Raw genomic sequence first — 11,397 nt, forward strand, 5'->3', positions numbered from 1 at the left:
CAAGGGGCGGCGCGACCGTTAGAAGCCGGCGCCGTCCCACAAGGGGCGGCGCCGGATCCCGCTTCGTCGTCAGGAGAGGTGATGACGCTCCTGAAGCTGATAGACGGGCGTCGGGATTCCTTCCTTGCGGGCCTTCAGCTGCAAGGAGAGATATTGCGAATAATGGCGCGACTGATGCAGGTTGCCGCCATGGAACCACAGAGCTTCCTGCTGGGTGGGCTTCCACATATTGCGCTGTTCGCCCTCCCAAGGACCGGGATCCTTCGGCGTGGCCGAGCCGAGGCCCCAGACCTTGCCCACCTTATCCGCGACCTCCTGACTGATGAGATCCGCCGCCCAGCCGTTCATCGAGCCGAAGCCGGTGGCGTAGATCACCAGATCCGCCGGAAGCTCGGTCCCGTTTTTGAGGACCACGGAAGTCTCGGTCAGATGATCCACGTCGCCGGAGGCCAGCTTGATCGAGCCGTCGATCACCAGATCGCAGGCGCCGACGTCGATGTAATAGCCCGAGCCGCGCCGCAGATATTTCATGAAGAGGCCGGAGCCGTCCGCGCCCCAATCGAGCTGAAAGCCCGCCTTTTCAAGCCCCGCGTAGAAATCGGCGTCCTTCTCGCGCATCTTGTCGTAGAGCGGGATCTGGAACTCATGCATGATCTTATAGGGCAGCGAGGCGAAGATCAGATCCGCCTTGCGGGTGGTCACGCCCGAAGCCACGGCCCGCTCGGAATAGAGGTCGCCGAGGCCGATCTCCATCAGCGAATCCGAGCGCACGATATGCGTCGAGGAGCGCTGAACCATGGTGACGTCGGCCCCGCCCTCCCAGAGCGCGGCGCAGATGTCATGCGCCGAGTTGTTCGAGCCGATGACCACGACCTTTTTGCCCGCATAGGCGTCGGGGCCGGGATGCTGCGAGCTATGCTGCTGCTCGCCCTTGAAGACGTCCTGACCCTTATATTTCGGGACGTTGATCTTGCCCGACATGCCCGTGGCCAGAACGAGTTGCTTCGGTTTGAGCGTGATCTCCTCGCCGTCGCGCTCGACGACGACGGTCCATTCCTGAGCCTTTTCGTCATAGCTGGCGGATTTGCAGGCGGTGGAGGACCAGTAATTCAGCTCCATGACCTTGGTGTACATCTCCAGCCAGTCGCCGACTTTGTCTTTGGGCGCGAAGACCGGCCAATTCTCCGGGAAGGGGATATAGGGGAGGTGGTCGTACCAGACCGGATCATGCAGACAGAGCGACTTATAGCGCTTGCGCCAGCTGTCGCCGGGACGCTCGTTCTTCTCGATGATGATGGTCGGGACGCTGAGCTGACGCAGCCGCGCGCCCAAGGCGATGCCGCCCTGTCCGCCGCCGATGATCAGCACATAAGGCTGCTCCTTGAAGCCGAGTTCGGCGGATTCCTGCTCGCGCTTCTCCTTCCAGCTCAGGCGGTTTTTGGCGGGGCCATGCTCGGCGCCCATGGGACGGCGCAGATTTTTCGGCTCCTCATGGCCCTTGAGTTCGCTCATGGTGGTGAGGAGGGTCCAGATGAGGCCGTTCTTGATCCGCACATGGCCATAGCCGCGCGCGGCCTCGGTCTCGAATTCGATCCAGCCCTCGGCGAGATTCTCATCGCCCGTGACGGCTTCCTGCGGGTCGAAGCGGAGCCCGCCCGGCTTGATCGCGGCGAGCTGGCTGTCGAGCATGTCGCGGATCTGGCCGCGCCCTTCCATCGTGCGCAGATTCCACGTGAAGCTGACGAGGTCGCGCCAGTAGCAATCTTCCTGAAAACAGGCGACGGCGGCCTCGACGTCTCCGGCCTCCAGCGCCGCGCCGAGGCGGCCGAGGGTTTCTTGCGCCTGAGCGGTGGGGGACGTGTCCAGCATGAGGTTTCTCTCCCTGAGATTTTTATGGGTCTTCGGAAGGCGCCCGCGAGGGGCGCCGTGAAGCTCAGAAGAGGGAGATCGCAAGCGGAGAGGGCGCATGGAGTCCCTCCTTCGACCGCGCAAGGCGGAGATTTCGCATGGTTTCGACCTCCCTAAGGTCCGACCGCTGAGCGGTTCGGCGGCGGCGCGGAGACATCCTGCGCCAACCGTGATTTTGAGGTTTGAACAGCAAAAGCGGCGCCATTTTCAAAAAAACCAATAAGATCAGTTCATTGATTGGAAAAAAGCTTATCCGCGCCCGATGAGCGCAACACAGGCCGCAGCGGATTTCCGACGCTCAGGCCCGGATCTCTAGGGATTTCCTCGCGGCGCCTGAGGCGCCGCGCTCCCGCCACAGGCGAGGCGCCTGCGGCGGGGCTCAGCCTTGCAGGCGCTTCAGGCGGCGGTGAATGGTCGTGCGGTCCACGCCCATCTCCCGCGCCAGAGCCGAGACATTGCCGCCGCAAGCCTTGAGGGCCTGAAGAATCCCCGCCTCTTCAGGGGCTTGCGCAGGGGCGGCCTCCGCCAGAGCCTCCGGCAGATGCTCAAGCGCGACGACTCCGCCCTCGGATAAAGCCGCGCAGAGCTTCAGAGCGTTGGTCAATTCGCGCAGATTCCCCGGCCAGCCATGACGCAAAAGCGCCTGACGCGCCTCGGGCTCCAGCCGATAGGCGACGCCCTCCGCCTCGCCGAGCCGCCTCAGAATCGCGCGGATCAGGGCTTCGAGATCGCGCCGCTCGCGCAGAGGCGGCAGGGTGAGGCTGGCCGCGTTCAGGCGATAATAGAGATCGGCGCGGAAACGCCCCTCCGCCACGAGCTTCGTCAGATCGCGATGCGAGGCCGAGAGCAGATTCAGCCGCACCGGACGCGCCTCCAGAGCCCCCACCGGCTGGACCTCGTTTTCGGAGAGGACCCGTAAAAGCCGGGTCTGCAAGGCGGGAGGCATGTCGCCGATCTCGTCGAGGAAGAGCGTCCCGCCGTCGGCTTCGAGGATCAGCCCGCGCTTGCCCTTGGGATGGGCCCCGGTGAAGGCGCCGGGGACATAGCCGAAGAGTTCGGATTCGATCAGATGCTCGGGCAGAGCCGCGCAATTCACCGCCACGAAGCGCCCCGAAAGCCCGGCGCTCGCATGGATCGCCCGCGCGAGATATTCCTTGCCCGCTCCGGTCTCGCCCTGAATCAGGATCGGCACGCCGCGCCCGGCCAATTTGGCGGCGCGCTCCTGAAGCCGCTCCATCTTCGGATCTCCGAAGCTGAGCTCACGCAGGGCCTTGGGCAGGGCGGGGGCGGGGGTCTCGGCGCGGCGCGGACTCGCCGCCACCGGCGCGATGCTCCGGGCGAAAAGCGCGAAGCCGTCGTGAGCGCGCAGGATGCGCCGACCCTCGGGGCGTCCGCGCAGATACAGCGGCAGATCGGCGGCTTCGAGGTCGAAGAAGCGCGAAATGGGCTCGCCGATGAAGCGCCGCGCGCCGAAATCCTCCAGATTCATCGCCTTGAGCAAAGCGCGGAATCCGCCATGGGTCATGCCGGTGATCCGGCCCTCGCCGTCGAGGGTGAGGGCGGCCTCCGGGTCCACGTCGAGGAACTCCGGCGAGCGGGCGAGGCGCAGCACCCAATCCTCGCGGGTGCGGGCCATGAGATTGGCCAGCTCGATTCGCCGCGCCGTCGAGGCGACCAGATGCAGCGCGAGCTGCTGGCTGGTCTTGGCGGTCGGAGAGCGGAGCTGCGAGATGTCGAGCACCGCCGTCAGATCGCCGAGGGTGTCGAAGATGGGCGCCGCCGTGCAGGTGAGGCCGATATGGCTGAGGTCGAAGTGATCGTCCTGATGGATCACCACCGGCTCGCCCGAGACCACGCAGGCCCCGACCGCGCAGGTGCCCGCCCGGCTCTCGGACCATTCCGAGCCGAGATAAAGCCCCGCCTTGCGCAGATGATTATCGAAGGTGGGGTCTCCCATGAATTCCACCGCCACGCCGCGGGCGTCCGAGAGCAGCAGCACGTAATTTTGTCCGGCGACTTGTTTAAAGAGGCCCTCTAATCCGGAGCGCCCGATGCGGATCAGATCCTCCGCCTGCTCCCGATGCTCGCGCAGGGTGGCCGCCGGGACGATATAGGCCTCTTGGGCGGTCGTGGGGTCGAGCTTGTAATCATTGAGGCAGCGCAGCCAGGATTCGACCACCGGCGCGTCGCGGCGGCTGCGCGCGCCCGAAGCCACGCGCTCGATCTCCTTGATATGGGCGAGGGGCGACGTCATGGGGGGAACCTCCTCGGCTCATGCTGGCATGAAAAGCGGAGCGGCGGAATCCTCCACAAGTCCGAGAGGCGGGCGGGCCGCCTTCCCGTTTGAAATTCGGCTTCCGCTGAAGACCGCGCTAATATTTCAGGCGGGCGTAATAGGAGTCCTGAGACGCCGTCCGCGCCTGTCCGAGAGTCTCGATTCCTTTCTGGCGCAGCAGAGGCAGCAGCTTCAGAAAGACCTCGGCGGTGGCGAGGGCGTCGCCCGCCGCCGTATGCCGCCCCGAGATCTTCACCCCCAGCCGTCCCGCGATGGAATCGAGGCTATGGGAGGTCGCTTCCGGATGCAGAAGGCTGGAGAGCAGCAGGGTGTCCAGCACCGGCTGATCGAAGCGGATTCCCGTCGATTCCTCCTTCAGCGCCAGAAAGCGCATGTCGAAGGCCACGTTATGCCCGACCAGAGCCGTATCGGCGGCGAAGGCGTGAAAAACCGGCAGAACCTCGCCGATGGTCGGCTGGCCGCGCACCATCTCCGGCGTGACGCCGTGGATGGGAATCCCCGCCTCCGGGATGTCGCGCTGAGGATCGACCAGATGCTCGAAGAGCTCGCCGCGCAGAATGCGCCCGTTGACGATCCGCGCCGCGCCGATCTGAAGGATTTCGTCGCCGCCCGAAGGATTCAGCCCCGTGGTCTCGGTGTCGAAGACCGTATAGGTCAGATCCATGAGCGGGCGGTCGTCGAGATGGCGGCTGGCCTCGCTGGCGGCGAAAAGGTTGAAGTCGTAATATTCCGGGCGGCTCGACAGCGCTTCCGAATCCGCCGTCTCGCCGCCGCCGCTGGCCAGAGGCAGCAGAAAGCGGAAAAAGGCGAGATCGCGCTTGCGGTCGCGCTCCAGCCAGATTTCGCCGCCATGACGCTCGGCCAGATCCCGCACGGAGGGTCCGCCTTCCGCGTTCATGGGCTCGCCCAGCCAGCCGGAGAGGTTTTCGGCGGGCGGAGCGGCGCCGCCCGGCCAGACGAGGTCCAGATGCGCGCGGCCTCCGGCGGGCGTCAGGCGCAGGCTCAGAGCCGGGGCCTGCGGCGGCTGCGCCAAGCGTCCCGCGAGGAAGACGAGGGCCTCGATCAGCCCGAAGCTGTCCACGCTGAGCCAGAGATCCTCCGGCGGCGTCTCGATGGCGGCGGCGGGAGCGCCATGCTCGGCCTCGATCCGCCGCGCCGCCGCCGAGAGCAGATCCGCGCCGAGCATGTCCTGAAGCGGCCAGCGGATCCGCGCGTCGCGGGCGGCTTCGGCGGCGGTGGTCTCCAGCCGGGCGCTCATCGCGCCCACTTCGTCGCGGACCACCTGCTGAAACTGCTCGCGCTCTCCGGCCTCCAGATCGGGATAGTCGAGCATGTCCAGAGCCGCCTGCATGCTGGCGAAAGAGGAGCGGCTCGCCTCGATCAGCCCCTGCAGATGGCGGTCGCGCTGAGCTTGGGCGGCGTGGTCTTCGGTCACGTCGTCGAACATGAGGACGAAGCCGGTCATGGCGCCAGCGCCCCCCGAACGCACCGGCGCCATGCCGATCTGAAGGAGCCGTCCCTCCGGCGTGGCCGCCACGAAGCGCGCCGAGGCCGCCGCTTCTCCGCGGGCGTGGCGGCGCTCCACGGATTCGCGGGCGTGAGCCAAACGCGCGGCGTCCACCACGCCGTGAATCGAGCGTCCGAGCCCCATGAGCTCGGCGCCGCCCGCGCCTCCGGGGGCGCGCGAGAGCTTTTTCGTCAGAGCCCGCGCCCGCCCGTTATAGAGCAGGATCCGCCCCTCCAGATTGCAGACCACCACGCTTTGCTGAAGCTCGGCCATCAGCGCCGCGAGCTGGTCGCGCTCATGAGCCACGGCGGCGCTGGCGGCGCTCACCCGCTCCTCAAGGCCGTCCTGAAGGGCTTTGCGGCGCTCCGCCAGATCCGAGACGGCGGCGCTCAGAGCCTGAAGCTCCGGCGCGCCTTCGGGCGCTGGCGCGGGCGCGGCGGGATTCTCGGCCATGACGCGCAGGGAATCCGCCAGACGCGCCGCCGGGGCCGCCCAAAGCTTCTGCACCCGCCCGACGGCCCAAGCGCCCAAAGCCGACCCGACCAGCCACCAGACCAATCCCACGCCGATCAGCGGCCCTGCGGCGGCGCCTAGAGCTCCCGAAAGCGCGCCGTCCTGCTCGGGGGTCAGAGTCGAGCGCAGCAGCAGCGCCCCGAGGATCAGCCAGAGCGCCAGAGCGGCCCCCGGCGCCAGCAAAGCGCCGATCCGGCGCGTCTTGCGGCTCACGCGAGCATCTCCTGCACCATCTTGACCAAATCCCGGGTGGAGAAAGGCTTCGTCACATAGGCGTCCGCCCCCGCGCCCACGCCGCGCGCGATGTCGGCGTCGCGGCCCTTGGCGGTGAGCATCACGATCTTCATCCCTCCGAGCTCAGGGTCCGCCCGCGCCGCCGCGCAGACGTCGAAGCCGGTCATGCCGGGCATGGTCCCGTCGAGCAGCACGAGTCGGGGGCGTTCGCGGCGGATGGCCTCCAGCGCGCTCGGGCCGTCGCGGGCGATCAGCACCTGATAGCCCGCGCGCTTCATCATGAACTCCAGCGAGACGACGATGTTGGGCTCGTCGTCGGCGATCAGGACTTTGGCTGTCATTCTGGCTCCTCCCCGGCTGTTTTTCTTATGAGTTCGAGTCGTTCCGCGCGGCCTCCTCTCGCCCGACGGGCAGGCGGAAGGAGAAGCAGGATCCCTGACCGGGCTGCGAAACGAGGCCCATGCTTCCGCCGAAACGCTCCACGATCTCGCGGCTGATCGGCAAACCGAGCCCCGTCCCCGGCGGACGGGTCAGGGCGTCTCCGGCCTGACGGAACTTCTCGAAGATGGTCGCCTGATCCGCCAGAGGCACGCCGGGGCCGTTGTCTTTGATCTCGACGACGAACCAACCGGGCTCCTCGCGCAGGACCGCTTCGGCGCGGCCTCCCGTCTCGGGCATGAATTTCGCGGCGTTGGAGAGCAGATTCACCATGACCTGAGTCAGACGGTCGGGATCGGCGCGGAGCAGGCGCGGCCCCTCCGGCAGAGTGAGGATCAGCTCCGCGTTTTTCTGATGGAACAGCTCCGCCGTGGAGCGCCCGGCGTCGGAGACCAGCTTGCGCAGATCCATCTCCACGATGCGCCATTCGGCGTGGCCGGATTCGATCTTGGCCAGATCCAGCACCTGATTCACCAGCCGCCCGAGGCGTTCGCTTTCAGAGACGATGATGCCGAGGAATTCTTCGCGTTCGGGCTCCTCCATGTCCGGGGCGTCGAGCATCAATTCCGAGAGCGCGCGAATGGAGGTCAGAGGGGTGCGCAGCTCATGCGTCACCGAGGACATGAAGTCGTCCTTCATCTGATCGAGGCTTTTCAGGCGTTCGTTGGCCTCGCGCAATTCGGCGCCCGCCTTCTCCAGAGCCCGGGCGTAGGCGCGGACCTCCGAGGCTTCGCCGACGATCTCCATCACGTCCTCGATGCCCAGCGGCGATTCCTGCGCCGCTTTGGAGATCAGCACCCGCGCCGAGGCGCTCCCCACCACGCCCGCAAGACGCCGCTCCACGCGATCCACCAGACGGGCGTCGGCGCGGATCTCCGCGACCGAGGGCGCGCGGGTCTCGCGGGCGTAATCCTCGAAGAAGCGCCGCGACTGCTCCGGCCCGAGCAGCCTCGCGGCCAGTCCGGTGAGATCCTCCAGCCGCGCCCGCCCGCGCCAGAAGATCGGCGCCTGCTCGCGGCCTTGGCCGGAGTCCTGCGCGAAGACCTCGACGAAGAGCAAAGCCTGGCTCGCCTCCCGCGCCGAGGGCGCCCGCGCCAGCGACAGCCCCGCGTAAAGCGAGATATTGACCAGAAGGCTCCAGAAGAGCGAATGCGACAGCGGGTCCAGAGCCGTCAGCCCGAAGAGGCTCTCCGGCGCCAGCCAGCCGATCCCGAAAGGCCCATGCAGCAGGAAGCCGTCGGAGATCCAGCCGGATTTCGCCACCGAAGGCAGCATGAGCGTCCAGATCCAGACGAGGAATCCGCCCGCCATGCCCGCGAAGGCGCCGCGCAGAGTCCCGCCGCGCCAATAGATCCCTCCGAGCAGCGCGGGCGCGAATTGCGCCACCGCCGCGAAGCTGATCAGCCCGATGGAGACGAGGGCGTAGGCGTCTCCGGCGATCTGGAAATAAAGATAGCCGAGCAGCAGCACCCCCACGATGGCCGCCCGCCGGATGTTGAGCAGCAGCCGCGTGAGATCTCCGCCCGTCCGCGCGCCGAACCAAGGCTGACGCAAGAGCGCGGGCATCACGAGATCGTTGCAGACCATGGTCGAGATGGCCACCGTCTCGACGATCAGCATCCCCGTGGCCGCCGAAAGTCCGCCGAGATAGGCGAAGAGCGCCAGAGCCGTCGCGCCTTGGGACAGCGGCAGCGAAAGGACGAAGGTCTCGGGGTCCATGGCGCCGGGGCTGAACAAGACCAATCCGCCCAAGGCTATGGGCAGCACGAAGATATTGATCGCCAGAAGATAAGCCGGAAAAGCCCATGCGGCGCGCTTCACATGGCGCTCGTCCACGCATTCCACGACCATCATCTGGAATTGCCGCGGCAGCAGCAGCACCGAGAACATCGCCAGCAAGGTCATGCCGAACCATTCGGCGTAGGGGAAGCCGGCGCCTCCCGCGCCGCGGTCGATCCGCAAGAGATCCGTCAGGCCGGGCAGCTCCTTGGCCCGCGCCCAGATGTCGGCCATGCCCCCGAAGAGCCCCCAAGTCACGAAGGCGCCCGCCGCCAGAAAGGCGACCAGCTTGACCACGGATTCGAAGGCGATGGCCGCCACCATCCCTTCATGACGCTCGGCGCTGTCGAGATGCCGCGTGCCGAAGAGGATCGCGAAGGCCGCCAGAGCCAAAGCCACCATCAAAGCGCCGTCGCGCCACCAGACGAGGGCCTCTTCCTGCGGTCCCGGACCATGGGTCAGAATCTGATAGCCCGCCGAAACCGCCTTGAGCTGCAAGGCGATGTAGGGCACCACGCCCACCACCGCGATCACCGTCGCCAGAGCGGCGAGGGCGGGGCTCTTGCCGTAGCGGCTGGCGATGAAGTCGGCGATGGAGGTGATGCGGTGGCTCTGGGCGATGCGGATCATCTTGCGCAGCACGATCCAGGCGACCAGCATCGCCAGCATCGGCCCGAGATAGATCGGCAGAAACCAGACGCCCCCCGCCGCCGCCCGGCCCACGCTGCCGAAATAAGTCCAGGCCGTGCAATAGACTCCCAACGAGAGCGTATAGATCCAAGCGTTCCCGATCACCGAGCGGCCTTGCGCGGCGCGGCGGTCGGCGAAAGCCGCGATGGCGAAGAGCGTCAGCAGATAAAGGCCGGAGACCGTCAGGACCAGAGGGGCGGAGATGGCGGCGGAGGTCATGGGCCCCTCCTTTCAAGCGCCCAAGCCAGAGCCGCGATCAGCCCGCCCCAAATGGTGAAAAGCGCCACAGGCGTCAGAGGCAGACCGAAAATCTCGGCCTCGCTCTCCCAGAGCGCCAGAAGGGGAAAATTGAACAAAGCGAAGCCCGCCGCGCAGAGCGCGATCAGAACCGGCGTGCGGAAATCCTCCTTCGGGCCCGGGCCGGGCTTTCCGGGGGCGGCCTGAGCCTCGTCTCCGTCTCTGACGACGCCTTGCTCTGGTTCGGTCCCGCCCGTCATATCGCGTCGAACCGGTAATGCAGCGCGAGGAAGCTTTTGAACTCGCGCACCACCGCGAGGCAATCGCTCAGCGCCTGACGCTCCAGCCGTCCGAGATCGGCGAGGACCACCTTATTATCGGGCGGCTTTCCGGCCTCCATCTGCCGGAGGTTGTTCTCCAGCTTCAGCGCCATGAGGAAATGCAGAGCCTCGGTCAGGTCGCGCGCCTCCTTCGGCTGGATCTTCCTCGCCGCGACGAGTCCGTTCAGACGCGCCGCCGTGCCGAGATCCCTCAGCCGCGCCTCAAGCGCCAGAGAGCGCACCCCATGGACGATGGGAAAGATCGCCAGCTTCTTAAGGTCGATTTCGGCGGCCTCGCGTCCGCGCAGACCGGGCAGCCGGGACCACCAGCTTCGCTCCTCGCCGAATTGCGTGGCCGCCTTGGCGAAGCGCGAGAGCCAGAAAGGATTATCCGAAAGCCCGAGATTCAGATGGGCGCGGGCCTCCTCCAGCAAGGCGGGGTCTCCGGCCACGGCGGCGGCGTCGAGGAAGATGGCGACGTTCAGCGCCCCCGCCGGATCCGAGCCGTCGATCCAGCCGTCGAGCGTCCGTTTGAACTCCGCCAGCGGCTGGCGCCAGAGGGGGCGGCTGAGCATGATTCCGCCGGGGCAGGGGGGATAGCCGAAGCCGATCAAAGCCTTGGTGAACTCCTCCGTGACCTCCTCCAGATCGGGGACATCGAAGCCGTCGCGCAGGATCAGGGCGTTGTCCTGATCGGTTTTGACGATCTGTTCGCCGCGCCCCTCGCTGCCCATGACGATCAGGCAGCTGTTCGCGCGCAGATCCTCCGGCGCGAGCAGCTCCCAGAGCCGCCGGAAGATCTGCCGGTTCAGCTCGCCGACCAGCCGCGCGATGGTCTCGATCTTCACGCCGTCCTTGCGCAGCAGCCGGATGAGCCCGTCGATCTGCCGCGCCGCCGCGCCGAGATCCTCGACCGTCTCGGCCTGTTCGGCCTCCATGGCGATGAGATGCGAATGGCTGGCCATGAAGGCCATGAGGTCGAGCTGGCTCAGCAGCCCGACGGACTCGCCGTCCTGAGTCACCACCAGCCGCCGCACTCTGTGGCGCAGCATGAGCAGCATGGCCTCGAAGAGCTCGTCCTCGACCGAAACGGAGAAAGGTTCGAAGACGGCGAGCTCGCGGGCGGAGATCTCGGCGGGCGGGCGGCCGCTGAGCAGGGCCTCGCGCAGATTGGTGGCGGTGAAGACGCCGACGCGTCCGCCGTCGCGGATCAGGGCCTCGCTGAGCCCGCGCTGAGACAATTCGCGGCAGAGAGTCAGGAGATCCGCGCTCCCCTCCACGAAAAGCGGCTTGCGCAGGCGGGCCTCTCCGACGCGGGAGGTCATGAGCGAGACGAATTCGCGTCTGGCTCCGCCGCCTTCCGGCGCGGAGGATTCTGGCTGCGTGGATTCCGCGCGCGACATGTCGAACTCCCCCCATCCGACTTTTCTTGTCCGGCCTGTGACGGCCGCTCTTGTCCGGCCTGTGACGGCCGC

At 66.9% G+C, this 11,397-nt stretch carries 7 protein-coding genes; all 7 read right to left on the bottom strand.

Translation table 11 applies throughout. From position 1 onward, the window contains the following. Positions 1-69: 69 nt before the first annotated feature. Positions 70-1,869 carry an NAD(P)/FAD-dependent oxidoreductase gene (locus B161_RS0112920; RefSeq protein WP_018633859.1) on the bottom strand — a complete coding sequence of 600 codons (1,800 nt, stop codon included), beginning with the start codon at positions 1,867-1,869 and terminating at the stop codon, positions 70-72. Positions 1,870-2,287: 418 nt separating this feature from the next. Further along, positions 2,288-4,162 (bottom strand): sigma-54-dependent Fis family transcriptional regulator, encoded by a 1,875-nt coding sequence (locus B161_RS0112925; RefSeq protein ID WP_018633860.1) that lies wholly within the window; start codon positions 4,160-4,162, stop codon positions 2,288-2,290. A 118-nt stretch (positions 4,163-4,280) separates the two neighbouring features. Next, positions 4,281-6,437 (bottom strand): 3'-5' exonuclease, encoded by a 2,157-nt coding sequence (locus B161_RS0112930; RefSeq protein ID WP_018633861.1) that lies wholly within the window; start codon positions 6,435-6,437, stop codon positions 4,281-4,283. Further along, positions 6,434-6,799 (bottom strand): response regulator transcription factor, encoded by a 366-nt coding sequence (locus B161_RS0112935; protein ID WP_018633862.1) that lies wholly within the window; start codon positions 6,797-6,799, stop codon positions 6,434-6,436. The genes B161_RS0112930 and B161_RS0112935 overlap by 4 nt, the downstream gene beginning before the upstream one ends. A 25-nt stretch (positions 6,800-6,824) precedes the next feature. Further along, positions 6,825-9,584 carry an ATP-binding protein gene (locus tag B161_RS0112940; protein ID WP_018633863.1) on the bottom strand — a complete coding sequence of 920 codons (2,760 nt, stop codon included), beginning with the start codon at positions 9,582-9,584 and terminating at the stop codon, positions 6,825-6,827. Continuing rightward, positions 9,581-9,862, bottom strand: coding sequence for a hypothetical protein (locus B161_RS18015; RefSeq protein ID WP_018633864.1), 282 nt, complete (start codon positions 9,860-9,862; stop codon positions 9,581-9,583). Before B161_RS18015 ends, B161_RS0112940 begins: the two co-directional genes overlap by 4 nt. Continuing rightward, positions 9,859-11,325, bottom strand: coding sequence for a DUF294 nucleotidyltransferase-like domain-containing protein (locus B161_RS0112950; RefSeq protein ID WP_018633865.1), 1,467 nt, complete (start codon positions 11,323-11,325; stop codon positions 9,859-9,861). The genes B161_RS18015 and B161_RS0112950 overlap by 4 nt, the downstream gene beginning before the upstream one ends. Between the last annotated feature and the right edge of the window lie 72 nt (positions 11,326-11,397).

The sequence above is a fragment of the Neomegalonema perideroedes DSM 15528 genome (assembly GCF_000374145.1).
In the GTDB taxonomy this organism is placed as follows: domain Bacteria; phylum Pseudomonadota; class Alphaproteobacteria; order Rhodobacterales; family Rhodobacteraceae; genus Neomegalonema; species Neomegalonema perideroedes.